General features: G+C 51.8%; 24 protein-coding genes and 1 rRNA gene. 8 read left to right on the top strand and 17 right to left on the bottom strand.

The window, feature by feature from the left end; translation table 11 throughout:
* Window positions 1-19: 19 nt before the first annotated feature.
* The 16 genes from glmU to ravA all read right to left on the bottom strand — a co-directional run bounded on the left by glmU (window position 20) and on the right by ravA (window position 16,256).
* The gene (gene glmU / locus EDF78_RS09835; RefSeq protein ID WP_133823003.1) at window positions 20-1,390 is read right to left on the bottom strand and encodes a bifunctional UDP-N-acetylglucosamine diphosphorylase/glucosamine-1-phosphate N-acetyltransferase GlmU; all 1,371 of its coding nucleotides are present in this window, start codon (window positions 1,388-1,390) and stop codon (window positions 20-22) included.
* Between the two features lie 271 nt (window positions 1,391-1,661).
* A complete protein-coding gene (locus tag EDF78_RS09830) occupies window positions 1,662-2,084 on the bottom strand; it encodes a F0F1 ATP synthase subunit epsilon (RefSeq protein ID WP_095924048.1) in 423 nt (140 codons plus the stop codon).
* Window positions 2,085-2,111: 27 nt separating this feature from the next.
* Window positions 2,112-3,494 (bottom strand): F0F1 ATP synthase subunit beta, encoded by a 1,383-nt coding sequence (atpD, locus tag EDF78_RS09825; RefSeq protein ID WP_095924049.1) that lies wholly within the window; start codon window positions 3,492-3,494, stop codon window positions 2,112-2,114.
* Window positions 3,495-3,526: 32 nt separating this feature from the next.
* A complete protein-coding gene (gene atpG / locus EDF78_RS09820; RefSeq protein ID WP_013577683.1) occupies window positions 3,527-4,390 on the bottom strand; it encodes a F0F1 ATP synthase subunit gamma in 864 nt (287 codons plus the stop codon).
* Between the two features lie 71 nt (window positions 4,391-4,461).
* On the bottom strand, window positions 4,462-6,003 hold the full coding sequence (gene atpA, locus EDF78_RS09815; protein WP_013577682.1) for a F0F1 ATP synthase subunit alpha: 1,542 nt from the start codon (window positions 6,001-6,003) through the stop codon (window positions 4,462-4,464).
* Window positions 6,004-6,015: 12 nt separating this feature from the next.
* Window positions 6,016-6,549 (bottom strand): F0F1 ATP synthase subunit delta, encoded by a 534-nt coding sequence (atpH, locus tag EDF78_RS09810; protein ID WP_095924050.1) that lies wholly within the window; start codon window positions 6,547-6,549, stop codon window positions 6,016-6,018.
* Window positions 6,550-6,563: 14 nt separating this feature from the next.
* A complete protein-coding gene (gene atpF, locus EDF78_RS09805) occupies window positions 6,564-7,034 on the bottom strand; it encodes a F0F1 ATP synthase subunit B (RefSeq protein ID WP_095924051.1) in 471 nt (156 codons plus the stop codon).
* A 65-nt stretch (window positions 7,035-7,099) separates the two neighbouring features.
* Window positions 7,100-7,339 (bottom strand): F0F1 ATP synthase subunit C, encoded by a 240-nt coding sequence (atpE, locus tag EDF78_RS09800; RefSeq protein WP_004093904.1) that lies wholly within the window; start codon window positions 7,337-7,339, stop codon window positions 7,100-7,102.
* 49 nt (window positions 7,340-7,388) lie between these two features.
* Window positions 7,389-8,171: a F0F1 ATP synthase subunit A gene (gene atpB, locus EDF78_RS09795; RefSeq protein WP_095924052.1), complete on the bottom strand. Its 783-nt coding sequence runs from the start codon at window positions 8,169-8,171 to the stop codon at window positions 7,389-7,391.
* A 22-nt stretch (window positions 8,172-8,193) separates the two neighbouring features.
* On the bottom strand, window positions 8,194-8,592 hold the full coding sequence (atpI, locus tag EDF78_RS09790; protein WP_095924053.1) for a F0F1 ATP synthase subunit I: 399 nt from the start codon (window positions 8,590-8,592) through the stop codon (window positions 8,194-8,196).
* Between the two features lie 649 nt (window positions 8,593-9,241).
* Entirely contained in the window at window positions 9,242-9,862 is a 621-nt protein-coding gene (gene rsmG, locus EDF78_RS09785) for a 16S rRNA (guanine(527)-N(7))-methyltransferase RsmG (protein ID WP_095924054.1), read from the bottom strand.
* 130 nt (window positions 9,863-9,992) lie between these two features.
* Window positions 9,993-11,882, bottom strand: coding sequence for a tRNA uridine-5-carboxymethylaminomethyl(34) synthesis enzyme MnmG (mnmG, locus tag EDF78_RS09780; RefSeq protein WP_095924055.1), 1,890 nt, complete (start codon window positions 11,880-11,882; stop codon window positions 9,993-9,995).
* Between the two features lie 379 nt (window positions 11,883-12,261).
* Complete coding sequence (gene mioC / locus EDF78_RS09770) at window positions 12,262-12,705, bottom strand: FMN-binding protein MioC (protein WP_119825599.1); 444 nt, start codon at window positions 12,703-12,705, stop codon at window positions 12,262-12,264.
* 88 nt (window positions 12,706-12,793) lie between these two features.
* Complete coding sequence (gene asnC, locus EDF78_RS09765; RefSeq protein ID WP_095924057.1) at window positions 12,794-13,255, bottom strand: transcriptional regulator AsnC; 462 nt, start codon at window positions 13,253-13,255, stop codon at window positions 12,794-12,796.
* Window positions 13,256-13,275: 20 nt separating this feature from the next.
* The gene (gene viaA, locus EDF78_RS09760; RefSeq protein ID WP_131693742.1) at window positions 13,276-14,745 is read right to left on the bottom strand and encodes an ATPase RavA stimulator ViaA; all 1,470 of its coding nucleotides are present in this window, start codon (window positions 14,743-14,745) and stop codon (window positions 13,276-13,278) included.
* 2 nt (window positions 14,746-14,747) lie between these two features.
* A complete protein-coding gene (gene ravA, locus EDF78_RS09755) occupies window positions 14,748-16,256 on the bottom strand; it encodes an ATPase RavA (protein WP_131693741.1) in 1,509 nt (502 codons plus the stop codon).
* Window positions 16,257-16,523: 267 nt separating this feature from the next.
* Between ravA and kup the strand changes: the two genes are divergently transcribed.
* The 7 genes from kup to rbsR all read left to right on the top strand — a co-directional run bounded on the left by kup (window position 16,524) and on the right by rbsR (window position 24,439).
* Window positions 16,524-18,392 (top strand): low affinity potassium transporter Kup, encoded by a 1,869-nt coding sequence (gene kup, locus EDF78_RS09750; protein ID WP_095924060.1) that lies wholly within the window; start codon window positions 16,524-16,526, stop codon window positions 18,390-18,392.
* Window positions 18,393-18,607: 215 nt separating this feature from the next.
* The gene (rbsD, locus tag EDF78_RS09745; protein WP_095924061.1) at window positions 18,608-19,027 is read left to right on the top strand and encodes a D-ribose pyranase; all 420 of its coding nucleotides are present in this window, start codon (window positions 18,608-18,610) and stop codon (window positions 19,025-19,027) included.
* Window positions 19,028-19,034: 7 nt separating this feature from the next.
* Complete coding sequence (gene rbsA, locus EDF78_RS09740) at window positions 19,035-20,540, top strand: ribose ABC transporter ATP-binding protein RbsA (protein WP_119825604.1); 1,506 nt, start codon at window positions 19,035-19,037, stop codon at window positions 20,538-20,540.
* Between the two features lie 6 nt (window positions 20,541-20,546).
* Window positions 20,547-21,518: a ribose ABC transporter permease gene (rbsC, locus tag EDF78_RS09735; protein WP_133823002.1), complete on the top strand. Its 972-nt coding sequence runs from the start codon at window positions 20,547-20,549 to the stop codon at window positions 21,516-21,518.
* A 23-nt stretch (window positions 21,519-21,541) separates the two neighbouring features.
* Window positions 21,542-22,432 (top strand): ribose ABC transporter substrate-binding protein RbsB, encoded by an 891-nt coding sequence (gene rbsB / locus EDF78_RS09730; RefSeq protein ID WP_095924063.1) that lies wholly within the window; start codon window positions 21,542-21,544, stop codon window positions 22,430-22,432.
* A 66-nt stretch (window positions 22,433-22,498) separates the two neighbouring features.
* Entirely contained in the window at window positions 22,499-23,428 is a 930-nt protein-coding gene (gene rbsK / locus EDF78_RS09725) for a ribokinase (protein WP_133823001.1), read from the top strand.
* Window positions 23,429-24,439, top strand: a complete 1,011-nt coding sequence (gene rbsR / locus EDF78_RS09720) for a ribose operon transcriptional repressor RbsR (RefSeq protein ID WP_133823000.1) — start codon at window positions 23,429-23,431, stop codon at window positions 24,437-24,439.
* Here rbsR and EDF78_RS09715 read toward each other — a convergent pair.
* Window positions 24,422-25,111 carry a FadR/GntR family transcriptional regulator gene (locus EDF78_RS09715; RefSeq protein WP_133822999.1) on the bottom strand — a complete coding sequence of 230 codons (690 nt, stop codon included), beginning with the start codon at window positions 25,109-25,111 and terminating at the stop codon, window positions 24,422-24,424. The two genes, rbsR and EDF78_RS09715, sit on opposite strands and share 18 nt — an antisense overlap.
* Window positions 25,112-25,628: 517 nt before the next feature.
* Here EDF78_RS09715 and EDF78_RS09710 point away from each other — a divergent pair.
* A 16S ribosomal RNA gene (locus tag EDF78_RS09710) occupies window positions 25,629-25,693 on the top strand; the annotation flags it as partial.

Here is a 25,693-nt window from a genome sequence, read left to right as displayed (position 1 = left end):
GGGGATTATTATGAACAGCTTATTTTTTCTTTACCGGTTTCTGCCAGTCAGGTTTATGCACCTGCGGCACCCGGCTTAACAGTAAACCATTGTCCGGCACGTCGCGCGTGACCGTAGTACCGGCAGCGATCGTCACGTTATTACCCACGGTGACAGGCGCAACCAGTTGTGAATCTGAACCGACAAAGACATCGTGACCGATGATGGTTTTATGCTTGTTCACACCATCATAGTTGCAGGTGATGGTGCCTGCGCCGATGTTCACGTTATCCCCGATTTCAGCATCGCCGAGGTAGGAAAGATGGCCGGCTTTGGAGCCTTTGCCCAGACGCGCTTTTTTGATTTCCACGAAATTGCCGACATGTGCGCCTTCCGCCAGCTCCGCGCCGGGACGCAGACGGGCGAACGGACCGACAGTGCAGCCGCTTTCCAGCACGGCATCTTCGAAAACGCTGTACGGGCTGACTTCACAGTCATCGCCAATCACGCAGTTTTTCAGAACACAGCCGGTGCCGATTTTGACGCGATCACCCAGTTTGACGTGACCTTCGATAATGACATTCGTGTCGATCAGCACATCGATACCGTGGGCCAGTTCACCACGCAAATCAAACCGGGCAGGATCCATCAGCATGACGCCTTCGAGTAACAGGCGCTCTGCCTGCTCACTCTGGTATACGCGCTCAAGACGGGACAGTTGCAGACGGTTATTCACGCCATCCACTTCACTGTTACGCGCCGGATGAACCGTGGCGATGACATGCCCTTCGGCATGCGCCATCGCAATGATATCGGTGATGTAATATTCACCCTGCGCATTGTTGTTATTCAGCTGGCTCAGCCAGCGTTTGAATGACGCGCCATTGGCCACCAGAATACCGGTGTTAATTTCGCGGATTTTCAGCTGTTCTTCGCTGGCGTCTTTCTGCTCAATGATGCCGGTAACAATACCGTTGTCGCGGACAATACGGCCATAACCGGTGGGATCATCGAGTACGACAGTCAGCAAACCAATGCCACCTTCCGGTTTGGCTTGCAGTAAATTATTCAGCGTATCGACGGAAATCAGCGGAACATCGCCGTACAGCATCAGCACATCTTCGTCATCGGCAAAGTAAGGTGCCGCCTGCTGCATCGCATGACCGGTACCCAGTTGCTCCGCCTGCAATACCCAGTTCAGATCACTGCCTGCCAGATTTTTCTTCAGCAAATCACCACCGTGACCATAGACCAGATGCACGTTGCGGGCGCCCACCTGCGTGGCCGCATCAATGACGTGCTGAACCATTGGCTTGCCCGCCAGGGGGTGAAGAACTTTAGGAAGGTTGGAGTACATGCGTGTTCCCTTGCCCGCGGCAAGGATCACCACACTCAGTGTGCTGTTCGACATAGGTAACCTGACAAATCCAATTTGAGTGACAAAAGTAACCCGTTCGCTGCACGGATTACTACATATTTCGCTTCTAAAACCACCGGCAAGCCGCAGCCTGCAAGGGTTGAACAAGGTATAGACTACACCAAAAAATCTGAGGGTAAAGTGTCCGGTAATCACCCAAGTATTCCATTAAAAACAGAAATTAGCCTTGGGAAAAACACTGAAAAACGGCTTTTTTAAAAGCAAAAAAAAAGCGACCCGAAGGTCGCTTTTTAAACAGATGTCGTTACATCGCTTTTCTGGTCAGTTCGATAACGCGAAGTTTCGCGATCGCCTTAGCCAGTTCCGCTGACGCCTGAGCGTAATCAACGTCGCCGTGAGAACCACTAATGTGTTCTTCCGCTTTGCGCTTAGCTTCAAGCGCGCGCGCTTCGTCGAGGTCTTGCCCACGGATTGCAGTATCAGCCAACACGGTCGTTGCATTCGGTTGCACCTCAAGGATGCCACCGGAAAGATAGATATACTCTTCTTCACCGTGTTCTTTAACAATGCGCACCATGCCAGGCTTGATGGCGGTGAGCAGCGGAGCATGCCCCGGGAAAATACCCAGTTCGCCTTCGCTACCCGTCACCTGGATCTTTTGTACCATGCCTTCAAACATACGTTTTTCGGCACTGACAACATCCAGATGGTAAGCTTTTTCAGCCATGTCATCCTCTCTCACAACAAGCTAGCGTTACAGTTTCTTGGCTTTTTCCACTGCTTCATCAATGGTGCCAACCATGTAGAACGCTTGTTCCGGCAGGTGATCGTAGTCGCCGTCCATAATGCCTTTGAAACCACGAATGGTATCTTTCAGCGATACGAACTTGCCCGGAGAACCGGTGAAGACTTCGGCCACGAAGAATGGCTGGGAAAGGAAACGTTCGATCTTACGCGCACGGGATACAGCCAGCTTGTCATCTTCTGACAGCTCATCCATACCGAGGATCGCGATGATATCTTTCAGTTCCTTGTAACGTTGCAGAATAGACTGCACGCCACGAGCCACATCATAGTGTTCCTGACCAACAACCAGTGGATCCAGCTGACGGCTGGTAGAATCCAGTGGGTCAACCGCCGGGTAGATACCCAGTGACGCGATCTGACGGCTCAGTACCACGGTCGCATCTAAGTGAGCGAAGGTGGTGGCTGGGGATGGGTCAGTCAAGTCATCCGCAGGGACGTAAACGGCCTGTACGGAGGTGATAGAACCACTTTTGGTTGAGGTGATACGTTCTTGCAGAGCGCCCATCTCTTCCGCCAGCGTTGGCTGATAACCTACCGCCGATGGCATACGGCCCAGAAGTGCGGACACTTCGGTACCGGCCAGGGTATAACGGTAAATGTTGTCAACGAACAGCAGTACGTCACGACCTTCATCACGGAATTTTTCCGCCATGGTCAGGCCGGTCAGTGCAACGCGCAGACGGTTACCTGGTGGCTCATTCATCTGGCCATACACCAGGGAAACTTTGTCGATAACGTTGGACTCGGTCATTTCGTGGTAGAAGTCGTTACCCTCACGAGTACGCTCACCCACGCCTGCAAACACAGAATAACCGGAGTGCTCAATCGCGATGTTACGGATCAGCTCCATCATGTTTACAGTTTTACCAACACCCGCACCACCGAACAGACCGACTTTACCGCCCTTAGCGAACGGACACATCAGGTCCATAACTTTGATGCCGGTTTCCAGCAGTTCCTGGGAGTTTGCCAGCTCTTCATAAGAAGGCGCAGCACGGTGAATCGCACGACGTTCTTCTTCGCCGATTGCACCTTTCATGTCGATTGGTTCACCCAATACGTTCATGATACGGCCCAGTGTTGCAACACCCACCGGTACTTCGATTGGGTGTTCCAGGTTGTTCACTTTCAGACCGCGACGCAGGCCGTCTGAGGTACCCATTGCGATACAACGAACAACGCCGCCGCCTAACTGTTGCTGTACTTCCAGCACCAGTTTGGAGGTACCGTTTTCTACCTCAAGAGCATTGTACACGTTCGGTACTGCATCCTGAGGGAACTCGACGTCCACCACGGCGCCGATTACCTGGATAATCTTTCCAGTAGCCATCTTGAATCCTCTACGTAATTCGTAAACCTAGCTTAAACCGCGGAGGCTCCCCCGACGATCTCGGTGAGTTCCTGAGTGATGCTGGCCTGACGAGCTTTGTTGTATACCAACTGCAGCTCTTTGATCAGGCTGCCGCCGTTATCGGTTGCGGCTTTCATCGCTACCATTCGCGCGGCCTGTTCGCTGGCCAGGTTTTCTACGACGCCCTGATAAACCTGAGATTCCACATAGCGACGCAGGAGGGTATCCAGCAGTGCTTTAGGGTCCGGCTCATACAGGTAATCCCAGGATTTTTTCGCCAGTTCGCCGTCTTCTGCCGGTGGCAGAGGCAACAACTGAACGATGCGTGGTTCCTGAGACATGGTATTGACGAATTTATTGCTAACAACGCATAACTTGTCTAAACGACCTTCGTCGAAAGCCTGCAACATCACTTTCACCGGTCCGATCAGTTCTGACAGAGAAGGGTTATCCCCCATGCCAGTCACCTGAGCAACAACGTTGCCCCCAACGGAGCCGAAGAAAGAGGCTGCTTTGGAACCGATCAGGGCGAGATCAACTTCAACACCTTTTTCGGACCAGCCTTTCATCTCTGACAGCAGTTTTTTGAACAGGTTAATGTTCAGACCACCACAAAGACCACGGTCGGTAGACACCACCAGATACCCGACGCGCTTAATTTCGCGCTCATCCAGGTACGGGTGCTTGTATTCCAGATTCCCAAGCGCAAGGTGACCAATCACTTCACGGATGGTTTCTGCATAAGGACGGCTGGCCGCCATGCGATCCTGCGTTTTACGCATTTTGGAGGCGGCGACCATTTCCATCGCTTTAGTGATCTTTTGCGTGTTTTGCACGCTGCTGATCTTACTACGTATCTCTTTTCCGCCGGCCATCTCTGCTTCTCCTCATGACCAAACGGCCTGCTGCTTATCTGCCAGAGGCAGGGCAGCAAGGCCGCCAGGTATTACCAGGACTGGGTTGCTTTGAAGGTATCGAGGATATTTTTGAATTTACCCTCGATCTCATCGTTATACGCACCAGTTTGGTTGATTTGCTGCAGAAGCTCGCCGTGCTCACGGTCGGCGTAAGCCAACAGTGCCGCTTCGAAGCTACCGACTTTAGACAACTCAACGTCTTCCAGATAACCACGTTCTGCTGCGAAGATGATCAGAGACTGCGCAACGATTGACATCGGAGCGTATTGTTTCTGTTTCAGCAGCTCAGTCACTTTCTGACCGTGGTTCAGCTGTTTACGGGTTGCCTCATCCAGATCAGAAGCGAACTGCGAGAACGCAGCCAGCTCACGATACTGTGCCAGAGCGGTACGAATACCACCGGACAGTTTCTTCATGATCTTAGTCTGAGCAGCACCACCAACACGGGATACCGAAATACCCGGGTTAACCGCAGGACGAATACCGGCGTTGAACAGGTTGGATTCCAGGAAGATCTGACCATCGGTAATCGAGATTACGTTGGTCGGAACGAACGCGGAAACGTCACCCGCTTGCGTTTCGATGATCGGAAGCGCAGTCAGGGAACCGGTTTTGCCTTTCACTTCACCCTTGGTGAATGCTTCAACATACTCGGCGTTAACACGCGCAGCACGTTCCAGCAGACGGGAGTGGAGATAGAAAACGTCGCCTGGGTAAGCTTCACGACCTGGTGGACGACGAAGCAGCAGGGAAATCTGACGGTAAGCAACAGCCTGTTTAGACAGGTCATCATAAACGATCAGTGCGTCTTCGCCGCGGTCACGGAAGTATTCACCCATTGCGCAACCGGAGTACGGTGCCAGGTATTGCAGTGCAGCAGATTCTGATGCAGTTGCAACAACAACGATGGTGTTTGCCAGTGCGCCGTGCTCTTCCAGTTTACGAACCACGTTAGAAATGGTGGACGCTTTCTGGCCGATAGCCACATAGATACATTTGATGCCGGAATCGCGCTGGTTGATGATCGCATCGATCGCCAGAGCTGTTTTACCGGTTTGACGGTCGCCGATGACCAGTTCACGCTGACCACGACCGATTGGGATCATGGCATCAACGGACTTATAACCTGTCTGCACAGGTTCATCGACGGATTGACGTTCGATAACGCCAGGTGCGATTGCTTCAACAGCTGAGAAGCCGTCGTGCTCTACCGGACCTTTACCGTCAATTGGCGCACCCAGGGTGTTAACAACGCGACCCAGCAGGCCACGGCCAACTGGAACTTCCAGGATACGGCCAGTACATTTTACTTTCATACCTTCGGCGAGGTCAGCGTAAGGGCCCATGACAACGGCACCTACGGAGTCGCGCTCCAGGTTCAGGGCGATAGCGTAGCGGTTACCCGGCAGCGCAATCATTTCGCCTTGCATGACATCGGCTAAGCCGTGCACGCGGATGATCCCGTCACTGACGGAAACGATAGTACCTTCATTGTGAGCTTCGCTCACCACATTGAACTGAGCAATGCGCTGCTTGATCAGTTCGCTGATTTCGGTGGAATTCAGTTGCATGCTCCAGTCCCCTTAAGACTGCAAGACGTCTGCCAGGCGTTCAAGACGACTGCGAACGCTGCCATCAATCACCATATCACCTGCACGGATTACGACACCGGCAAGAACAGACTTGTCAATTTTGCAATTCAGCTTAACTTTGCGAGACAGACGTTTTTCCATCGCAGCAGCAATTTTTGCCTGCTGTTCTTCCGAAAGCGGATTGGCTGAGGTTACTTCAACCTCAGCAACAGCCTCGAGAGAGGCGCGCAGTTCAATAAACTGCTCCAGCACTTCCGGAAGAACGCGTAAACGTCCATTTTCGGCCATTACCTTAATCAGGTTTTGGCCTGCGTCGTCGAGTTGTTCACCACATACGGCAATAAACGTGTTAGACAAAGTTTCTGGCGCGCTAGCACCGGAAAGCAGTTCTTCAATTTGTTCATTGCGCGTGACTTCAGCCGTGAACGCTAACATGGACTGCCAGCGGTCTAAGCTTTGGTGCTCAACGGCAAAGTCAAAAGCTGCTTTGGCGTAGGGGCGAGCTACAGTTACAAATTCAGACATCAGCCCCTCCCTCCTTACAGTTCAGCGACCAGTTTATCAACGATGTCGCTGTTAGCAGCTTCATCCACGGAACGTTCGATGATCTTCTCGGCGCCAGCAATGGCCAAAATCCCGACTTGCTTACGCAACTCTTCACGGGCGCGTTGGCGTTCGGCGTCGATCTCTGCCTTGGCTTGCGTCACGATCTTGTTACGTTCCTGCTCGGCTTCAGCTTTTGCTTCGTCGACGATTTGAGCTTTACGCTTGTTCGCCTGATCGATGATTACCTGAGCTTCAGCTTTGGCTTTCTTCAGTTGGTCGGTCGCATCGGCTTGCGCTAAGTCCAGCTCTTTTTTGGCACGTTCTGCGGAAGATAAACCTTCAGAAATTTCTTTCTGACGTTTTTCGATGGCAGCCATAATTGGCGGCCATACGTACTTCATGCAGAACCAGACAAACAGGACGAACGCGATAGCCTGGCCGAGGATTGTTGCGTTAAGATTCACAGCACAATGCCTCTTTCAAAGTGAATTATTTGATGTAGTTCGATTAACGCTGAGCGAACTCAGTGTTAGGCGACAGCAAACATCACGTACAGACCCAGACCAACCGCAATCATTGGGATTGCATCGACCAGACCCATAACGATAAAGAACTGTGTACGCAACAGAGGGATCAGGTCAGGCTGACGTGCAGCACCTTCCAAGAATTTACCACCCAAGATGCCGATACCGATCGCAGCACCGATTGCCGCCAGGCCCATCATCACAGCGGCAGCCATGTACAGCAGATCCATACTCAGGTTTTCCATGACAGTCTCCAGTTTGTTTCAGTTAAAACGCAGTAGTGTTGAAAGAAAATCAGTGTTTTTCAGATGCCATCGAGAGATAGACGATCGTCAGAACCATGAAAATAAAGGCTTGTAGCGTAATGATCAGGATGTGGAAAATGGCCCAAGGCACATTCAGAACCCACTGTGACCACCACGGCAACAGGCCAGCAATAAGGATGAAGATCAACTCACCCGCATACATATTGCCAAACAGTCGCAGACCCAGTGAAACTGGTTTAGACAGCAGGCTGACACCTTCAAGAATCAGGTTAATCGGAATGAAAACCGGATGATTGAATGGCTGCATTGTCAGTTCTTTAATGAAACCGCCAAAGCCTTTCATCTTAATGCTATAGAAAAGAATCAGAATGAATACGCCAAGTGCCATGGACAACGTGATGTTCACGTCAGCCGTAGGGACCACACGCAACGCTGGCAGACCAAAGATGTGCTCGCCAATGAATGGCAGCAAATCGATTGGCAGCAAATCCATCAGGTTCATCATAAACACCCAGACGAAGACGGTCAGCGCGAGAGGTGCAATCACTTTGCTTTTGCCGTGATACATGTCACGCACGCTGCTGTCGACGAAACCAACGACCAGTTCAACTGCAGTTTGCAGTTTACCCGGTACACCGCTGGTGGCGTTTTTGGCTACGCGATGGAAAATAACCAGAAAGAGTACTCCGAGGAACACGGAGAAAAACATCGAATCGATGTTAATCGACCAGAATCCCGTCCCGATCTGAAGCTGAGTCAGATGGTGACCGATATACTCTTGTGGAGTAGAGATTTCTCCTGATGCAGACATGATGCCTCTTACCCTTTAGTAGTTAAGTACGGTAACTGTTAATGACGGCCGGTGCCAAAATCTGAGTCATCAACACCGATAAATAGGCCAACCCCAACGGAGCAAAAGCCGCCTTAAACAGGCCAAGTGCGATAACCATTAAGATCACCGTAACCAGCACCTTCAGCGCTTCCCCGATTGCAAAGGACCAGGCAACCCGTCCAGAGACCGTTGTTTGCGCCTGATGGCGCCATGCAAACAGCATGAACAGTACATTTGGCACCCAGGCGGCCAACCCACCCATAAGAGCCGATGTGGTCCATTCCAGGCTTTTGAAGCCAAATACTGCACTGAGCAGAACAAAGGTCAATAACTGCAGTATCAACAGCTTTCTGGCAACCTTCACACTATGTGTACTGTGTAAAATACCGGATACAGACATGACGTTTGTTCTCTCCGTATCGAGTACCTAGCTGGAGGTATACTGAATGCCGTATATCACTGCCTTTACTGTTTTGAGTCAAGCAGCAAAAACCGAGCAAATTATACGGGGCACAGGAACGAATTCAATGGATAAGTAGCGAAAAGGTGAACAATTATTTAAATTTTCCTCTTCATCACTATTTTGACAACCAAACTATAGCTGAATTTGCCCTTTTTACTTTGATTCGGTTATTTCATCACCCGACAAGGAAGCGTGCACTGGATCACATAATTAACCCGGGTCCCTTTATATACCCAGCGCGGTTTGAATGTCTTTAGCTAATCAGGCCTTTTAAAAGCTATATAAATCAAATTGTTAATGGAATATTGTTCGAATATCCAACTTATTTAAAAATAGACTCGATTTATTTACACAACAACCCAACAAATAACAACATTTTCATTACAAGTTGAATATCAGCGGCTTGATGGGGCTTCAATTTCAAAAGTGACTATTACAGTCAGGATTAAAATAAAAACATCTCCAAAATGCTATCAGTCTGTAAAAATGCGGTGATGAGGACGTTCTCACAGTTATATAATTAGCCTGCTCATTTTAACCCCGATAACACATGCATTTTTTAAATATTATTTGATAAATCTCAACTTTAGTTGGCGCTGAGAATGATCAAATGACGTTCCCCGTCAAGTTCCGGTACCTGCAACTTAATCACGGATTCCAGAGTGATACCTTCCGGCAACACAGCCAGTTCATCATCAGGACGCACACCCTTCAGGGCATAAAAACGCCCCTGCCCTTTCTCCGGCAAATGATGACACCAGGACAACATGTCCTGCATTGAGGCAAAGGCACGGCTGATCACGCCATCAAACGGTGGCTCCGGCTGAAACTCCTCCACACGGCTTTGTACCGGCTCGATATTTTTCAGACCCAGTTCGTGCTGGACCTGACGCAGGAAGCGTACCCGCTTCCCCAGGCTGTCCAGCAGCGTGAAGTGTGATTCGGGGCGAACAATGGCAAGAGGAATGCCCGGCAGGCCCGGTCCGGTACCGACATCAATGAAACGGCTGCCTTGCAAATGCTCATTCACCACGATGCTGTCCATGATATGACGCACCAGCATTTGCATCGGGTCACGCACAGACGTCAGGTTATAAGCCTTGTTCCACTTATGCAGCAGTTCAACATAGCCAATCAGTTGCTGTTTTTGCTGATCGGGTAACGCTATTCCTGCCGCAGCAAGCAGCGAGTCCAGTTTCTTTTGCACAGTGAATCCTCAGACAGAGTCGGTATTCCGGGAACAGCCCGGAGGGGAAATGATAAAACACTCAGAAAGACGGGAAAAGTAAGAATTGACCGCCGCTTTGGAAGCAAAGGGCGGTCATCAGACAGGCGGTTTATGCGCTGCGGCGCAGTAAACCTTGTTTTTTAAGCCAGATCAGCAAAATTGAGATCGCCGCCGGGGTAATCCCGGAGATCCGCGATGCCTGACCAATGGATGTCGGCTTGTGATCATTGAGTTTGGCGATCACTTCGTTTGACAGGCCATTGACCTGGCGGTAGTCGAGATCAACAGGTAACACGGTGTTTTCGTTACGCTGTTGTTTTTCAATTTCTTCCTGCTGACGGGCGATATACCCTTCGTATTTGATCTGGATTTCAACCTGTTCTGCCGCCTGCACATCCGGTACGGCAGGCGCAAACGGTGAAAGGCGGGTGATCAGCTCATAAGTCATTTCAGGACGACGCAGTAACTCTTCCGCACTGGCTTCTTTGGAAAGTGGAGCAGAAAGATGCGCGTTGATTTCGTCCACCTGGGCGTGGTGAGGATTGACCCAGATGCCACGCAGACGCTGACGTTCCTGCTCGATCATTTCCAGCTTTTCGTTGAAACGTGCCCAGCGGGCATCGTCAACCAGACCTAACTCACGGCCTTTTTCAGTCAGACGCAAGTCGGCGTTATCTTCACGCAGCATCAGTCGATATTCGGCACGCGAGGTGAACATACGGTACGGTTCTTTGGTCCCCAGGGTACACAGGTCGTCGACCAGTACGCCGAGATAAGCCTGATCGCGACGTGGCGCCCAGCCCTCTTCTTCGCTGGCGCTACGGGCGGCATTCAGCCCGGCCAGCAAGCCCTGTGCGGCAGCTTCTTCGTATCCTGTTGTGCCGTTGATTTGTCCTGCAAAGAACAAACCGGCGATAAATTTGCTTTCCAGCGTAGGTTTCAAATCACGCGGATCGAAGAAATCGTATTCGATGGCATAACCAGGGCGAACGATCACCGCATTTTCCATCCCCTGCATTGAGCGGACGATCTGCATCTGTACATCGAATGGCAGGCTGGTTGAAATCCCGTTCGGATAAACTTCGTTGCTGGTCAGGCCTTCAGGTTCAAGGAAGATCTGATGAGAATTACGATCGGCAAAACGCATGACTTTATCTTCGATCGACGGGCAGTAACGCGGGCCGATCCCTTCGATGATCCCGGCATACATCGGGCTGCGATCCAGATTATTACGGATCACGTCATGGGTTTTTTCGTTGGTATAGGTCATGTAACACGGGATCTGGCGCGGATGTTGCGACGCGTTGCCCATGAATGAGAATACCGGTGCCGGATTATCACCGTGTTGTTGTGCCAGCACGCTGAAATCAATGGTGCGTGCATCGATACGCGGAGGTGTCCCGGTTTTAAGACGGTTAACGCGTAAAGGTAATTCGCGCAGTCTCTGAGACAAGGAGATCGCCGGAGGATCGCCAGCACGGCCACCGCTGTAGTTTTCCAGACCGATGTGGATCTTTCCGTCAAGGAAGGTGCCCACGGTCAGTACTACCGCTTTGGCGCGGAATTTCAGCCCCATTTTGGTCACAGCACCCACGACGCGATCGTTTTCCACGATCAGATCTTCTACCGGTTGCTGGAAGATCATCAGGTTTGGCTGGTTTTCCAGTGCGGTACGAACGGCCTGGCGATAGAGAACGCGGTCAGCCTGTGCACGGGTAGCCCTGACAGCAGGGCCTTTGCTTGCGTTTAGTATCCTAAACTGAATGCCCGCATGATCGATAGCTGTAGCCATCAGACCGCCCAGAGCGTCCACTTCTTTTACCAGATGTCCTTTCCCGATCCCGCCAATAGCCGGGTTACACGACATCTGTCCCAGCGTGTCGATATTGTGGGTTAATAATAAGGTCTGACGTCCCATGCGTGCAGAAGCCATTGCGGCTTCAGTACCTGCATGACCACCACCTATGATGATGACGTCAAATTGATCCGGATAAAACATGCGACTGCACCTCGGCGTTCAAGCGAACTTTCTTTGTATGGCGTTGGGAGGAGGGATTCTACTCAAGTTTTGAGCTTCCACAAGTCCCCGGGGATCTTCACTAATTAAAAGAAGATCTTTTTTATTTAAAGATCTCTTATTAATATTTCTATTAGGATCGCGATCCTCTGTGCATAAGTCTTTTTTGTTCATGAAGATCAAGATGCTAAGAAGGCTCGAATGCTGTGAATGATCGGTGATCCTGGCCAGTATAAGCTGGGATCAGAATGGAGAGTTATGCACAGCATGAAAAGCGTACAGGGGTTGTTAGAGGGATAACTACGGGTTTTACCCTGCTTATAAGCTTAGTTATCCACATCTGATCGCCTGAAATTTACACTTATTTGATCAAATTAATCCAGTTGATCACCCAAACCTCTGCGGGATCCTCAGGAATTTCGTGTTGAGTCACGTCGATCTCAAGACGATCACCGATCCGTTTTGCCCCTAATGACGTCAGTTTTTGATCCAGAGAACTGATCGCGCCACAAAAGGTGTCATATTCACTGCTGCCTAAACCTAATGCACCAAAGCGCACTTTCGACAGATCAGGTTGCTGTTCTTCCAGCTGCTCCATAAAAGGTTGCAGGTTGTCGGGCAATTCACCTGCACCGTGTGTAGAACACACAACCAGCCAGATCCCTTCCTGCGGGACTTCATACAGCTCCGGGCCATGAAACATCTGGGTGGAAAAACCGGCTTCTTCCAGTTTCTCTGCCACGTGTTCTGCTACATATTCGGCGCTGCCAAGCGTACTGCCACTGATCAGGGTAATGTCAGACATAATGCTCTCACCCGGGAAAAGGAGGCTATTGTACGCTGTGAATCAGCTGGGATCTACCTGTGGATAATAGGGGTATAGAAATCAGGCGTCAGGGCTGGATGGTGCGTGTGATGGGGTTTTGCAGGGAGATCAGGGTCTCCGTTGACTGGATCTCATCAATTGTCTGGATCTTGTTGATAAGTACGTGCTGAAGGGAATCTATTGAGCGGCACATGATCTTAATGAAAATACTGTAATGGCCGGTGGTGTAATAGGCTTCGACCACTTCTTCTATGCTTTCGAGCTTTTTCAGCGCTGACGGATAATCTTTGGCACTTTTTAAAATGATGCCAATAAAACAGCACACGTCATAACCCAGTTGTTTTGGATTCACGGTGATATGCGCGCCGGTGATGATACCCGCCTGCTTCATTTTCTCTACCCGGACATGGATCGTCCCCGGACTGACGGTGAAGACTTTTGCCAGTTCAGCATAAGGCGTACGGGCATTTTCCATCAACGCATTGAGGATCCCGCGATCCAGCTCATCGAGCTGATAAATTTCAGTCATGGTTACCTGTCTCTTTAAGCTTAGTTTCTCTGCCAGCGTCGCTGAGCACGGCTTTTAATTCCGGTATCAAAGCGCCAGATGTGATCGAAGATGCGCAGAATACCGGGTTTGCCATAGTGTGACATCGCCAGGGCATGAAAGCGGTGGTGTTTTTCCTTTTGCAGCGCTCTGACCTTCTTTTGTACCTCATCCGGCAACCGCTGGGCGATAAAGTCCGAGATCACCACGGCATCGGCATCTTCCCACTGCGGAGACGCGAGTTTATCCAGTGTGGCATTCAGACAGGCTGCGAGATCGGTACCGCCACGAAAATGCTGACCCAGAAAGCGCAATGCCTGATCCAGACCGCCATTTGAGGTCAGCTCATAATGGATCACTTCACTGGCGAACAGCATGATGTAACAGCGCCGGTTATCCGCCAGGGCGATTTTCAGCAATGCCAGACAGAAAGCTTTGGCGCATTGTTCGTTAAAGCCGCCCATGGAACCGGACGTATCGACGCATACCACAAACGGCCCGCGCGGTTGCGGTTCCTGTTGCTGATAAACCACCGGCCGTTTGACCACTTTTTCCCGCCACACGTCCCCTTGCAGGCGATAGGTCATCAGCCGCTTTTCCAGCAGGCGGCGGTAAAATTCGTATTCCAGCTCAGGCAACCCCAGCGTCACCAGCTCGGTCGGCATCAGGCGCAAAATATCATCGCTCTGGTGTATGCCATTCACTTCTTCCGGCACCGTCGCGGGTTCACGCACCATTAGCCGGTGCGTTTCCATTTTGGCATCTTCATGCGGACTGGTTTTGACCGTCTGGCTGCGGCCCAGTTGTTCGGCCAGATGCATCAGCTCGGGCTGCTGTTGCAGAAAAGCACCAAAGCGCGCCAGCGACTGAATATCGCCCCGCATCCGCTTTCCTTTACTCATATCCCACAAACGGCCTGCGGCCGTGTCGTTCTCGGCTAATAAAGGAGACAACTCGCTGCTCAGCTCCAGACGTTGCAGCAATTCTTCCTGCAACTGCTCCTGTTCCTGCTCAAGTAACTGCTGATGAACGTTCACCGTCTGGAAAGTCAGGTTAAGGCGCCAGCGCTGAAGGAACAAGGTATGAAAGCTGCCACCGGTTTTCGCCGTCCGCGAGGTTTCATTGTTTTCCAGCAGCGTGCGGGCTTCTGTGACAAAAGGAGAGTTGAGTTGCACCAGTTCATCAATAAGGGAAGGCAGACCGGCCTGAAAAGCCACGGCGTCGATCTGCTGGCAATGCTGATAGAGATAGAATTCTTTCGCCAGATCCGGCGGCACGGGGGTTTCGTGGATCCTCTGGCGCAGGCGTAATTTCCACTCCGGAAGATCTTTGGTCAGTGCGCGCTTCAGACGGGGGAATTTCTCGAAGAAAACGGCGAGTGCCGGCGCCGCCAGCAAGCCGACGATCAGTTCTTCGATCAGTTCGGCTTCGCTGATCGCCAGCAGAAGATCCAAAGATTCCAGGCTGAACATGATCAGTGACCGCTGAATGTCTGTTGCTGATGGCGCAACTGCTCAGCCACCTGCAGCAGGCTGGCTTCGATTTTGGCCATCCATTCTGCCGGAACAAACAGACAGTGTTGCTGCTGGCTGAATTCATGTCTCTGTTGCGCCAGTTTCGCCGTCAGATCACTGAGCGTATTTTTCATCTCATCGGGAACGGCGATATGTTCATTGCCCGGCAGGGTCAGCGGCGTGCTCAAACGACTGACATCCAGCGCCAGCAGTTGCTGTTTATCATCGATTTCCAAATCCACGGTCTGGGCAAAGCCGATGCCATTGAGTTTGGCTTTCAGGACGCCGCCTTTATTAAGCCATTCCTCGAGAATGTGACGTTCGAACAGCAGATGGGTGACTTTGATTTCATGCAGATGCAAAGGTGTCTGTAAGAGTAACGTCAGGCTGCTGGCTGTCAGGGTATCCGGCAGGCTGTATTGCGGCTTACGGCTGAAGATCCCGGCTTTTTTGCCAAGCTTAATCGACTGACGTGAACTCTGTTGTTGCTGATGCTGCATCCATTGCTGATTGAGTTGCTGGATTTTCATCAACAGCGTCTGCTGCTGATAAGCCTGTTCGGTGATCAGCTGTTCAATCTGGGTATGCAAGAGGTTATACGTGTTGAGGTCATGCCATAAACAGTCTTTCAGCAGGATCAGGTCGACCTGCATGACAGAGGTTCTCCCGCTGAAGAAGGCACAGGCCTGCAACAGGCGCAGGGCTTTTTTCCAGCGCCGGTCGGAAACATAAGGCGCGGTATCGAGAGCATCAAGACGCTGGCGCAACTGGAAAATCAGCTCGAAGCTGCTGTCCGGAAGAGTGACTTTGTCGATCTCCGGCTGCCATTGCTGGTATTCTTCATCGCTGATGCTCAGGGATTCCGACACCGGATTGCTGCTTTCATTATTACGGCTGGTCAGCAGGGAGCGGAAATTCTGCTTATCCTGCACTTTATCCAGCCACAGACGGATCAGCATGCGGTCGTAGAGCGCTTCCAGGCCGCCATCGGCTTCGGGCAATTCGTTGGAGGCGCTGACCAGCAGACGCATCGGGATCGCTTCTTCGCGCTCGCCATTACGGAACCGGCGTTCGTTGATGGCGGTCAGCAACGTATTGAGGATGGCAGGGCCTGCTTTCCAGATTTCATCCAGGAAAACAATTTCAGCTTCCGGCAGATAACCTTCGGTCAGACGCAGATACCGGCCTTCATCTTTCAGGGCCTGAATCGACAACGGACCAAAGACCTCTTCCGGTGTGGAAAAGCGCGTCATAAGATATTCAAATGCGCGGGCATGGCGGAAAGCAAATTTAAGGCGACGGGCAATCAGACTTTTTGCGATACCCGGCGGGCCGAGCAAAAAAACGCTTTCGCCACAAAGGGCTGCCAGCAGGCAAAGTCGTATGGCATCCTGCCGCTCGTACAGGCCATGTTCTAATGCGTTAGCAAGACGGGCGATCCGTTCTGCCAGAAGGGGAGATTGCGCCATACTGTCTCTTCCGGTTTCCATTTAGTTGTTGAATAGTGTACTGGCTGGTAACGATATGCCACGTTTATTTTTATCGTTATAGCTTGTTGATTACTAAAAATTTTCTATGATCAAAAATGTGACCTCGTTCATAGGAACGCCGGTTTAGCTGCACATTTAAGGGTAGGCAATCCCATTTATTCGTGCATACTGTGCGCCTTTTAGTGGGCATCATAAGTCTGAGCGCACGCATCGCTTGCGGATGTTCGAGCAAAAAAGAAACGAAATATGAGCACTGAACATAAACGGTCACTCCCAGCAGTAACCCTGGCCGCCATTGGTGTGGTCTATGGCGACATTGGTACCAGTCCTCTCTATACCTTAAGAGAGTGTTTTTCTGGTCACTATGGTTTCAACGTTGAACCCAGCGTCGTTTTTGGTTTTCTTTCTCTGATTTTCTGGATGCTAATCCTCATTGTTTCGCTCAAGTACCTCACTTACGTGATGCGGGCGGACAACGCAGGCGAAGGCGGTATTCTGACGCTGATGTCTCTGGCGGGCAGGAATACGTCGGCTCGTACCACTGCGGTTCTGGTCATTCTTGGCCTGATCGGCGGAAGTTTCTTCTATGGTGAAGTGGTCATCACACCGGCAATTTCCGTCCTTTCCGCGATGGAAGGTCTCGAAATCGCAGCTCCTTCACTCGATCCTTATATCGTCCCCCTGTCCATTACTGTTCTGACGCTGCTTTTCATTATTCAGAAACACGGCACCGGCATCGTGGGCAAACTCTTTGCGCCGGTGATGTTGTTGTGGTTCCTGACGCTGGCGGTTCTCGGTGTGAACAGCATCATGCAGAATCCTGAAGTGCTGCGCGCCATGAATCCCATGTGGGCGGTTAACTTCTTTATTGAGCACAAGTCGTTCTCCTTCCTGGCACTCGGCGCCGTGGTGTTGTCGATCACCGGCGTGGAAGCGTTATATGCCGATATGGGCCACTTCGGGAAATTCCCGATCCGTCTGGCCTGGTTCACCGTCGTGCTGCCTTCTCTGGTGCTGAACTACTTCGGGCAGGGTGCGTTACTGCTGAAAGACCCTGAGTCGATTAAGAACCCGTTCTTCCTGCTGGCGCCTGACTGGGCATTGATTCCGCTTCTTGTGCTGGCGACGCTGGCGACCATTATCGCCTCTCAGGCTGTTATCTCCGGTGTGTTCTCCCTGACGCGTCAGGCTGTGCGTCTGGGCTATTTACCGCCAATGCGCATTATCCATACGTCAGAAATGGAAGCCGGTCAGATTTACATCCCGGCGATTAACTGGCTGCTGTATTTTGCGGTGGTTATCGTTATCGCCAGCTTCGAGCATTCAAGCAATCTGGCGGCGGCTTACGGTATTGCCGTGACCGGTACGATGGTGCTGACCAGCATTCTGTCGTGTACGGTTGCGCTCAAGAACTGGCACTGGAAACCTTTCCTGGTCGGGCTTTTGCTGATCGGCCTGCTGTTTATGGATATTCCGCTGTTTGCGGCGAATGCCACGAAACTGTTCTCCGGCGGCTGGTTGCCGCTGACGCTGGGTCTGTGCATGTTTATCGTCATGACTACCTGGAAAAGCGAACGTTTCCGCCTTATGCGCCGCATGAACGAGCACGGGAATTCCCTGGAAGCGATGATTGCTTCACTGGAGAAATCCCCGCCGGTTCGCGTGCCGGGAACTGCGGTGTATATGTCGCGCGCCATCAACGTTATTCCGTTTGCCTTACTGCATAACCTCAAACACAACAAAGTGTTGCATGAGCGCGTGGTGCTGCTGACGTTACGTACGGAAGATGCGCCTTATGTGCATAACGTCCGGCGCGTCACTATCGAGCAGCTTTCGCCGACGTTCTGGCGTGTGGTCGCCAGTTACGGATTTAAAGAAACCCCGAATGTGGAAGAAGTGTTCCACCGTTGTGGTCTGGAAGGCCTGCCGTGCCGGATGATGGAAACGTCGTTCTTTATGTCGCACGAATCGCTGATCCTGACCAAACGCCCGTGGTATCTCTATTTCCGTGGCAAACTCTTTATGGCGCTCAGCCGTAACGCCCTGCGCGCGCCGGATCAGTTTGAAATCCCGCCGAACAGGGTGATCGAACTCGGCACGCAGGTAGAAATCTGATCCTCATTTCTGCCGGTCACAGGGCACCTTCGGGTGCCCTGTTTTATTTCTGCTTTCCCCTTTCTGAAACGACTAACTCAAATTTCTCTGCGGTTTCTGAATCATTCAGCGAAACGTTTCGACGTTGATCACAATTTCATCACAACCCCGTTGCCATGTACGGTTAACTTTATAAACTCCTCCGTGAGCGAAACGTTTCGCTGTAGGAGTTCACAATGAAGAAGTCACCGCTATTAAATGCCGAAATCTCACATGTTATTGCCCGGTTAGGTCACACCGATCAGCTGGTTATTGGCGATGCCGGTCTTCCGGTGCCAGCAGCTTGCCAACGCATCGATCTGGCTCTGACCCAGGGAGTCCCCACCTTTTTACAAGTCTTAGAGGTAGTGACACATGAGATGCAGGTTGAGCGGGCTATCCTCGCCGAGGAAATCCTCACTAAAAATCCTCAACTCCATGAAGCGTTGCTCGCCCAATTGACACAACTCGAACAACACCAGGGAAACACCATTGCTTTGGATTACGTCAGTCATGAGGCATTCAAAGCGCAAAGCGAAAAAAGTCGGGCTGTGATCCGCAGCGGGGAATGTTCGCCTTACGCGAACGTTATTCTGTGTGCCGGCGTAACCTTCTGAGGCCTTTATGCAACCTTTGCTGCAACTGACAGGCATTGATAAAGCCTTTCCCGGCGTTAAAGCACTTTCCGGCGCGGCGCTCAGCGTCTATCCGGGACGTGTGATGGCGCTGGTGGGAGAAAACGGCGCGGGCAAGTCCACCATGATGAAAGTGCTGACCGGCATCTACCAGAAAGATGCCGGTTCAGTCCATTTCCTCGGTAAGGAAGCGGCGTTCAATGGACCGAAAGCGTCTCAGGAAGCCGGGATTGGCATCATCCATCAGGAATTAAACCTGATCCCTCAACTGACGATTGCTGAAAACATCTTCCTCGGCCGTGAGTTTGTGAACGGTTTTGGCCGCATCAACTGGAAAAAGATGTATGCCGAAGCCGACAAGCTCCTGGCGCGTCTGAATCTGCGTTACAAAAGCGATCGTCTGGTCGGTGAATTATCGATTGGCGACCAGCAGATGGTCGAGATTGCCAAAGTTCTGAGCTTCGAATCCAAAGTCATCATTATGGATGAACCGACGGATGCCCTGACCGATACCGAGACGGCTTCTTTATTTAGCGTGATCCGCGAACTGAAAGCCGCAGGTTGCGGAGTGGTGTATATCTCCCACCGTATGAAAGAAATCTTCGAAATCTGCGATGACGTGACAGTGTTCCGTGACGGGCAGTTCATCGCAGAACGTCCGGTCAGCGAGCTGGAAGAAGACACGCTGATTGAAATGATGGTCGGTCGCCGCCTCGAGGAACAGTATCCGCGTATTAATCATGAGCGTGGCGCGCTGCGTTTACAGGTTCGCGATGTCAGCGGGCCGGGCGTCGATAACGTCAGCTTTGATTTGCACAGTGGCGAAATCCTCGGGATTTCCGGTTTGATGGGCGCAGGCCGCACCGAACTGATGAAAATACTCTACGGCGCACTGCCGCGTAAAAGTGGTTATGTGGCGCTGGATGGCCGCGAAGTGGTGACACACTCACCGCAGGACGGGCTGGCAAACGGCATTGTGTATATCTCCGAAGACCGTAAGCGCGATGGGTTAGTGCTCGGCATGTCGGTGAAAGAAAATATGTCGCTGACCGCGCTGCGCTATTTCAGCCACGGCGGCGGTCGCCTGAAGCATGCCGACGAACAGCAGGCTGTCGGTGATTTCATCCGCCTGTTCAATATTAAAACGCCGTCGATGATGCAGACCATCGGCCTGCTTTCCGGCGGCAATCAGCAAAAAGTGGCGATTGCCCGCGGGTTAATGACGCGGCCGAAAGTCCTGATCCTCGACGAACCGACGCGCGGCGTTGACGTCGGTGCCAAAAAAGAGATTTACCAGCTTATAAACCAGTTCAAGCGCGAAGGGCTGAGCATCATTTTGGTTTCCTCAGAAATGCCGGAAGTGATCGGCATGAGTGACCGGGTTTTGGTGATGCACGAAGGTCATTTAAGCGGTGAATTCCCGATAGAACAGGCTACGCAGGAAGTGTTGATGGCAGCCGCTGTCGGCAAGCAATACGGCGTGACGCAGGAGTAATCAGATATGAGTTCTCAGACATTGCCAGCCCAAAAGCGCTGGATCAGTAAAGAGTGGTTGTTGGAGCAAAAGTCTCTGATTGCGCTGCTGGTGTTGATTGCCGTGGTCTCTTCCATGAGCCCGAACTTCTTTACCGTTAATAACCTGTTTAACATCCTCCAGCAAACGTCGGTCAACGCCATTATGGCGGTCGGCATGACGCTGGTGATCCTGACCTCCGGTATCGATTTGTCCGTCGGTTCGCTGCTGGCGCTGACGGGTGCCGTCGCTGCCTCAATTGTCGGGCTGGAAGTGAACGCCTTTGTCGCCGTGGGTGCCGCACTGGCGCTGGGCGCTGCCGTGGGCGGTGTGACCGGCATGATTGTGGCCAAAGGCAAAGTCCAGGCGTTTATCGCCACGCTGGTCATGATGTTGCTGCTGCGTGGCATCACGATGGTGTACACCAATGGCAGCCCGATCAGCACCGGTTTTAATGATGTGGCCGATGTATTTGGCTGGTTTGGTATCGGCCGCCCACTGGGCATCCCGACACCGGTCTGGCTGATGGCGGTGGTGTTTATTGCGGCGTGGTACATGCTGCATCACACCCGCTTAGGACGTTATATCTACGCGCTGGGCGGTAACGAATCCGCGACGCGGCTGTCAGGTATCAGCGTCGATAAAGTTAAAATTATCGTCTACTCCCTGTGTGGTTTGTTAGCGGCTCTGGCCAGTATCATCGAAGTGGCGCGCCTGTCTTCTGCGCAGCCTAACGCTGGTACAGGATATGAGCTGGATGCGATTGCCGCAGTGGTATTAGGGGGAACCAGCCTGTCCGGGGGTAAAGGACGCATTGTTGGAACGCTGATCGGTGCACTGATCCTTGGCTTCCTGAATAACGGTTTGAACTTATTAGGTGTTTCTTCCTACTACCAGATGATCGTAAAAGCAGTCGTCATTCTGCTGGCGGTTCTGGTGGATAACAAAAGCAACAAATAAACTCTCCTACAGGACTTATGACCATGAATATGAAAAAACTGGCTGTCTGGGTTTCCGCCGCAGCGATCACCGCTTCTTTCAGTGCTAACGTTCTGGCGAAAGACACCATTGCGCTGGTCGTTTCCACACTGAACAACCCATTCTTCGTTTCCATGAAAGACGGCGCGCAAAAAGAAGCGGACAAACTGGGCTATAACCTGATTGTTCTCGATTCTCAGAACAACCCGGCCAAAGAGCTGGCAAACGTGCAGGACCTGACGGTTCGCGGCACCAAACTGGTGCTGATCAACCCAACCGATTCTGACGCAGTCGGCAATGCCGTCGCCATGGCAAACCAGGCGAAGATCCCGGTGATCACCCTTGACCGTCAGGCGACCAAAGGTGTGGTTGCCAGCCACGTTGCATCCGATAACGCCTTCGGCGGTAAAATGGCCGGCGATTACATTGCGAAGAAACTGGGCGAAAATGCCAAAGTGATCGAACTGGAAGGTATCGCCGGGACATCCGTTGCCCGCGAACGTGGTAAAGGTTTCGCCCAGGCGGCTGAAAAACACCACTTCCAGATCCTCGCCAGCCAGCCAGCTGATTTTGACCGCACCAAAGGTCTGAACGTCATGCAAAACCTGCTGACTGCGCATCAGGATGTGCAGGCGGTATTTGCTCAGAATGACGAAATGGCGCTCGGCGCATTGCGTGCCCTGCAGACTGCCGGTAAAACGGATGTGCTGGTCGTCGGCTTTGACGGCACCGAAGACGGTATCAAAGCGGTTAACAGTGGCAAGATGGGCGCGACCGTGGCACAACGTCCTGAGCAAATCGGCGTGATCGGCGTTCAGACGGCAGATAAAGTCCTGAAAGGCGAAAAAGTACCCGCTGTTATCCCTGTTGATTTGAAACTGGTTGCTCAGCCGTAATACCCTCTTTCTCCAGATGTCACCGCGCCTCTTTCCGGAGGCGCTATTTAACGCAGGGATCTCCACATGAAGACAGGCAAACTGGTAGTGCTTGGCAGTATCAATGCCGACCACATTCTGAATATCAACCACTTCCCGCAACCGGGCGAAACGGTTATCGGTAAGCAATACACCGTCGCCTTTGGCGGTAAAGGTGCGAACCAGGCGGTTGCTGCCGGTCGCAGCGGTGCTGATATTTCTTTTATTGCCTGTGTGGGGGATGACGATATTGGCGAGCGGGTGCGTAAGCAACTGGCAAGTGACCATATCGATACGTACCCTGTCGAAGCCATTAAAGACACCACCACCGGCGTCGCACTGATTTTCGTGAATGCGGAAGGTGAGAACGTTATTGGTATTGATGCGGGGGCGAATAAAGCGGTGACCCCGGAATATCTGGATCGCTATAAACAGCAGGTCATTGCTGCTTCTGCTTTATTAATGCAGCTGGAATCGCCGCTCGAAACGGTGATTGCGGCAGCGAAGATCGCCAAAGACAACGACACGCAGGTGATCCTCAATCCGGCTCCGGCGTGTGAATTGCCCGATGAATTGCTGGCGCGGGTGGATATGATCACCCCGAACGAAACCGAAGCTGAAAAGCTGACGGGAATTAAAGTGGATAATAATGAGGATGCCGCGCGTGCCGCTAATGCTCTGCATGACAAAGGCATCGCAACGGTCATCATTACATTAGGCAGTAAGGGTGTCTGGCTGAGCCAGAACGGTGAAGGAAAGTTGGTGGCGGGATTCCGGGTGAAAGCCGTCGATACCATTGCGGCCGGGGACACCTTCAACGGCGCACTCGTCACGGCATTACTGGAAGGCAAGCCGATGGACAGCGCAGTCCGGTTCGCGCATGCAGCGGCGGCGATCGCCGTGACACGCCCTGGCGCTCAGCCTTCTGTTCCGTGGCGCAATGAAATAGACGATTTCCTCGCACAACAGGAGGCCTGATTGGCCACCATGAAAGATGTCGCCCGCCTGGCGGGCGTTTCAACCTCCACCGTTTCTCATGTCATCAACAAAAATCGTTTTGTCAGTGAATCCATTGCTGAGAAAGTGAATGCCGCCGTTGAGCAGCTCAACTATGCTCCTTCCGCGTTAGCCCGCAGCCTGAAACTGAACCAGACCCGCACGCTTGGTATGTTACTGACGGCCAGCAGCAACCCTTTCTATTCGGAAGTGGTCCGTGGCGTCGAGCGCAGCTGCTATGAGCGCGGATACAGCCTCATCTTGTGCAACACCGATAATGATGCGGAACGCATGAACCGGAGTCTGGAAACCCTGTTACAGAAACGGGTCGACGGGCTGCTGATCATGTGCACGGAAAACCACCGGCCTTCGAAAGAGGCTATCAGCCGCTATCCGTCACTGCCGATAGTGATGATGGACTGGTCACCCTTTGATGGCGCGATAGATATTATTCAGGATAACGCGTTGCTGGGTGGCGAAATGGCGACGACATTTTTAATCCGGCAAGGCTATCAGCGTATTGCCTGCATCACCGGGCCTCTTGATAAAACCACCGCGCAGGAACGGCTGAGTGGTTATCGCCAGGCGATGGAAAAAGCCGGTCTGAAGATTTTCCCCGGTTATGAAGTCAGCGGCGATTTTGAATTCGAGGGTGGATTAGCCGCGATGGAACAGTTGCTGGCGCTGCCCGAACCGCCTCATGCGGTGTTTGCCGGTAACGACGCCATGGCCGTGGGGGTTTATCAGGCACTTTATCAGCGTGGATTGTCTGTTCCTGATGATGTTGCCGTGATGGGGTATGACGATATCCAGCTGGCGCAATATATGATGCCGCCGCTGACTACTATCCATCAGCCTAAAGACTCGCTGGGAGAACTGGCAGTGGATGCCTTATTGCATCGTCTGCAGGACCCGGATTCAGAACCGCAGGTTCTGGTGCTGACACCGGAACTGGTGGTGCGTCAGTCGGTGGGATCATTCGTCGGCAAGTAACAGGCTCTGGCATTCCAGCATTGCGGCATTCGCATCACTGGCAAGAATCGCATCGGTCAGCCGCTGATGATGTTCCAGCTTGATCACTTCATTACCGGTAATTGCCCGGAAGTAACTCTGATAGACCGAACTGAATAAATTCGAGAACGATGTCAGGAAAGGGTTTTTCCCCGCTTCATAGATAAGCTGATGAAACTGGGTATCGACCGTTATCCAGCGTTCCCGGTCAAAGTTGTTATGCAGCTGGCGCATTTCATACATATAGAGAGAGAGCTGATGCTTTTGCTCTTTACTGGCAGAAAGCGCAGCCAACGCACAAGCCTGAGGTTCGAGCGCCCGGCGCAGCACAATAAAATGCGCCATCACCTGATCGAAGTTTTCACGGGTCATCCACCAGGTCAGCAATTCCTGATCAAGAAAGTTCCAGCTCGATTGTGGCATTACCCGTGTGCCGATGCGCGGGCGCGGTAAGAGCATCCCTTTAGCTGCCAGCGTCTTGACGGCTTCACGGACGGCGGTCCGGCTGACCCCAAAAATCTCCCCTAACTCATTCTCTCCCGGAAGAATGGCGCCTTCCGGGTACTCACCAGATAAAACGCGTTGTGCAATTTTCTCTGCCAGCAGATAAGAAAGGTTCCGCTGAGCCGCTTGTTGATGCGCATTAAGTAGCATGTAAGGTATTCCTGAATGTCTTTCTCTTATTATATAAGCAGAGTTTACTCCAGCCTCTGGCGGAAAACTGGCGTGTATTGAGCGGAAAACGGTGTCTATTTACTCACTTTGGGCAAAAATGATGATTTTGTGAACGGTTGATAAAAAAAGTGAAATTAGGGGTTGCGGCCTTCTGAGAACTCCCTATAATGCGCCTCCACTGACTGGGAACAACGACTGACAAGTCGCCCGGACAGGAAGAGAAAAAGAAGAATGTTCGAATGAATAATCTCTTGACTCTTCAGCGGGAAAACGTAATATACGCCTCCCGCGCCGCATAAGATTCCTTGCGAACCGCGGCATGCTCTTTAACAATTTATCAGACAATCTGTGTGGGCACTCACAAGACGATATCAGCCACTTCGGTGGCAAAAAATATCAAGTCTTAAAGAGTGACCAAGCAGTAATTCATTTAGTTGAATTATTACGAAAGTTAATTTTTGAGCATCGCTTCACTTGTTGAAGCAAATCGAACTTTTAATTGAAGAGTTTGATCATGGCTCAGATTGAACGCTGGCGGCAGGCCTAACACATGCAAGTCGA

This window comes from Rahnella sp. BIGb0236 (assembly GCF_004364755.1).
In the GTDB taxonomy this organism is placed as follows: Bacteria; Pseudomonadota; Gammaproteobacteria; order Enterobacterales; family Enterobacteriaceae; genus Rahnella; species Rahnella victoriana.
The sequence above is the reverse complement of the archived record's forward strand: the minus strand, read 5'-3'. Positions and strand labels throughout refer to the sequence as shown.

Excerpts from the sequence above, each read along its gene's own strand:
- atpH (WP_095924050.1), bottom strand. The coding sequence starts at position 6,549 with ATGTCTGAATTTGTAACTGTAGCTCGCCCCTACGCCAAAGCAGCTTTT.
- rbsC (WP_133823002.1), top strand. The coding sequence starts at position 20,547 with ATGAGTTCTCAGACATTGCCAGCCCAAAAGCGCTGGATCAGTAAAGAG.
- atpB (WP_095924052.1), bottom strand. The coding sequence starts at position 8,171 with ATGTCTGCATCAGGAGAAATCTCTACTCCACAAGAGTATATCGGTCAC.
- rbsD (WP_095924061.1), top strand. The coding sequence starts at position 18,608 with ATGAAGAAGTCACCGCTATTAAATGCCGAAATCTCACATGTTATTGCC.
- rbsB (WP_095924063.1), top strand. The coding sequence starts at position 21,542 with ATGAATATGAAAAAACTGGCTGTCTGGGTTTCCGCCGCAGCGATCACC.
- atpI (WP_095924053.1), bottom strand. The coding sequence starts at position 8,592 with ATGTCTGTATCCGGTATTTTACACAGTACACATAGTGTGAAGGTTGCC.
- viaA (WP_131693742.1), bottom strand. The coding sequence starts at position 14,745 with ATGTTCAGCCTGGAATCTTTGGATCTTCTGCTGGCGATCAGCGAAGCC.
- rbsA (WP_119825604.1), top strand. The coding sequence starts at position 19,035 with ATGCAACCTTTGCTGCAACTGACAGGCATTGATAAAGCCTTTCCCGGC.
- asnC (WP_095924057.1), bottom strand. The coding sequence starts at position 13,255 with ATGACTGAAATTTATCAGCTCGATGAGCTGGATCGCGGGATCCTCAAT.
- kup (WP_095924060.1), top strand. The coding sequence starts at position 16,524 with ATGAGCACTGAACATAAACGGTCACTCCCAGCAGTAACCCTGGCCGCC.
- mnmG (WP_095924055.1), bottom strand. The coding sequence starts at position 11,882 with ATGTTTTATCCGGATCAATTTGACGTCATCATCATAGGTGGTGGTCAT.
- EDF78_RS09830 (WP_095924048.1), bottom strand. The coding sequence starts at position 2,084 with ATGGCTGAAAAAGCTTACCATCTGGATGTTGTCAGTGCCGAAAAACGT.
- atpE (WP_004093904.1), bottom strand. The coding sequence starts at position 7,339 with ATGGAAAACCTGAGTATGGATCTGCTGTACATGGCTGCCGCTGTGATG.
- glmU (WP_133823003.1), bottom strand. The coding sequence starts at position 1,390 with ATGTCGAACAGCACACTGAGTGTGGTGATCCTTGCCGCGGGCAAGGGA.
- atpD (WP_095924049.1), bottom strand. The coding sequence starts at position 3,494 with ATGGCTACTGGAAAGATTATCCAGGTAATCGGCGCCGTGGTGGACGTC.
- EDF78_RS09715 (WP_133822999.1), bottom strand. The coding sequence starts at position 25,111 with ATGCTACTTAATGCGCATCAACAAGCGGCTCAGCGGAACCTTTCTTAT.
- ravA (WP_131693741.1), bottom strand. The coding sequence starts at position 16,256 with ATGGCGCAATCTCCCCTTCTGGCAGAACGGATCGCCCGTCTTGCTAAC.
- atpG (WP_013577683.1), bottom strand. The coding sequence starts at position 4,390 with ATGGCCGGCGGAAAAGAGATACGTAGTAAGATCAGCAGCGTGCAAAAC.
- atpA (WP_013577682.1), bottom strand. The coding sequence starts at position 6,003 with ATGCAACTGAATTCCACCGAAATCAGCGAACTGATCAAGCAGCGCATT.
- rbsK (WP_133823001.1), top strand. The coding sequence starts at position 22,499 with ATGAAGACAGGCAAACTGGTAGTGCTTGGCAGTATCAATGCCGACCAC.
- mioC (WP_119825599.1), bottom strand. The coding sequence starts at position 12,705 with ATGTCTGACATTACCCTGATCAGTGGCAGTACGCTTGGCAGCGCCGAA.